At 32.4% G+C, this 1,749-nt stretch carries 3 protein-coding genes; all 3 read right to left on the bottom strand.

What is annotated here, in order from left to right; translation table 11 throughout:
• Window positions 1-129: 129 nt before the first annotated feature.
• The 3 genes from rlmH to FPG59_RS15855 are packed head-to-tail and all read right to left on the bottom strand — an operon-like array spanning window position 130 to window position 1,642.
• On the bottom strand, window positions 130-603 hold the full coding sequence (rlmH, locus tag FPG59_RS15865; RefSeq protein WP_086455505.1) for a 23S rRNA (pseudouridine(1915)-N(3))-methyltransferase RlmH: 474 nt from the start codon (window positions 601-603) through the stop codon (window positions 130-132).
• A gap of 58 nt (window positions 604-661) precedes the next feature.
• On the bottom strand, window positions 662-1,153 hold the full coding sequence (locus tag FPG59_RS15860) for a CIA30 family protein (protein WP_086455504.1): 492 nt from the start codon (window positions 1,151-1,153) through the stop codon (window positions 662-664).
• Window positions 1,154-1,186: 33 nt separating this feature from the next.
• The gene (locus tag FPG59_RS15855) at window positions 1,187-1,642 is read right to left on the bottom strand and encodes a hypothetical protein (protein ID WP_086455503.1); all 456 of its coding nucleotides are present in this window, start codon (window positions 1,640-1,642) and stop codon (window positions 1,187-1,189) included.
• Window positions 1,643-1,749: the final 107 nt, after the last annotated feature.

Below are 1,749 nucleotides of genomic sequence, written 5' to 3'. Positions count from 1 at the left end.
GATTTAAGCTTTGGTAGTTATATACAAAATAAAATCTTTATTGAAAATTTAAAACTAGAAATGAAAAGTAATCAGGAATTCATTTACTAAACTCTAAGCTTCAAATAAAGAAAACTTTAAACAAAATAATTATTGATGATGATACGGTTCGTTTCTTAAAATCGTGAAGCCGCGATACAATTGCTCGATAAAAAACAACCGAACCATTTGATGGGAGAAAGTCATTAAAGACAATGATATTTTTCCTTGTGCTTTAGCATAAACAGTATCTGAAAATCCATAAGGACCGCCAATAACAAAAACTAGAGTTTTTACACCTGAATTCATTTTCTTTTGTAGTTCTTCTGAAAAACGTACACTCGAAAAATTTTTCCCATTTTCATCTAGCAAAATAAGTTGATCAGTAGGATTTATTTTTGCTAAAATCAATTCGCCTTCTTTCTCTTTTTGCTGACTTTCAGATAAATTCTTTACATTTTTGATGTCAGGAATAATTTCTAAATCAAATTTGATGTAAAAGGACAATCTTTTAGTGTAATCATTAATTAAAGATTGCAATTCTTTATTATCTGTTTTGCCAATGGCTATTAGTTTGATATTCATCTGTTTTTTTATATTTCACACAGAAAATTTAAGTTTTTTTTCGTGGCGATTGTAATATCTATATGATAGTAATACTTTCTATTGCTAACTCAAAAGTTTCGTTTTTTTTATTGCCAATTAAGAAAGTAATTTCTTCTAAGTTTTCTCCATTGTATTGCGGTAAGTTCAGTTTTTGACCTCTAAACGCTGGTTTTAATTCATTGAGGTGTATATTTACAGTTTGCCAATCTGTTGTGGTTTCAAATGCAAAAACATAAGAATGAGCTTCGCTTATTTTATTTTTAACCCGAAATTGGTATGCTTTTCCATCACCTTTCAATCTCACAGAAAATGACTTTGCATCTTGCAATGATAACGAATCAAAAGTGTATTTTAAAGCACAAAAACCACCGTTATTCTCTAATGAAATAGTTCCAGTAAAGAGGCCTTTCCCATCGGTATTACAGATAATGGAACTATTAGATACGCCACCCATCACAGAGTCGTTTACAATTCTCCAATGTGACAAGTCACAGCTATGATCAAAATGAAATAGCAGTAATGGTTCCATCTACAAGTCTATAAATAATTAAAGTCCTAACAACTATTGTTTAGGCAATGGAGCTCCTACAGCAATATCACATCTATGGTTTTCTTGGCCATGAGGAGGATTCATCCCTTCGGGAGTAACAGTGTTTTCTGCAGGTTTTGTAACAGTTGTAACTGTGTTTACAGGTGTAGTTACAGTTTGTGGTTTGGTTGTTGGAGCGCTAGGAGCAGGAGTGCTTTTTAGAGGTGCACCTACAGGAATATCACATCGATGGCCTGGTTGTCCGTGTGCTGGATTCATTCCTTTTTGTACAGTAGCAATATTTGGCACCGAGTTTGTTACTACTTTTTGTTGAGGCTGATTTGCAATTGCAGCTTCATTTTTCATTTGATTTCCCACTTCAGTAAATGGGACTACATTCTTTTTTAGAGTAGGAGCTGTTTCGGCTTCTTTTTTACAAGAAACAATTAACAAGCTTGATAGGAGTGCTAAAGCGTATATTTTTTTCATGATAGGTTCAAAAAATTCATTTCAAAGATACAAAATTCACAAAGTTTCACAAGGAGGCTTTCTTAAATTTCAAATCTTGTTGATGAATAGTTTCAAGTTTATAGGTG

It is taken from the genome of Flavobacterium sp. FPG59 (assembly GCF_002150205.1).
In the GTDB taxonomy this organism is placed as follows: Bacteria; Bacteroidota; Bacteroidia; order Flavobacteriales; family Flavobacteriaceae; genus Flavobacterium.
This window is presented reverse-complemented; position numbering and strand designations above follow the sequence as displayed.

Coding starts and splice junctions, on each gene's coding strand:
- FPG59_RS15860 (WP_086455504.1), bottom strand. CDS start 1,153: ATGGAACCATTACTGCTATTTCATTTTGATCATAGCTGTGACTTGTCA.
- FPG59_RS15855 (WP_086455503.1), bottom strand. CDS start 1,642: ATGAAAAAAATATACGCTTTAGCACTCCTATCAAGCTTGTTAATTGTT.
- rlmH (WP_086455505.1), bottom strand. CDS start 603: ATGAATATCAAACTAATAGCCATTGGCAAAACAGATAATAAAGAATTG.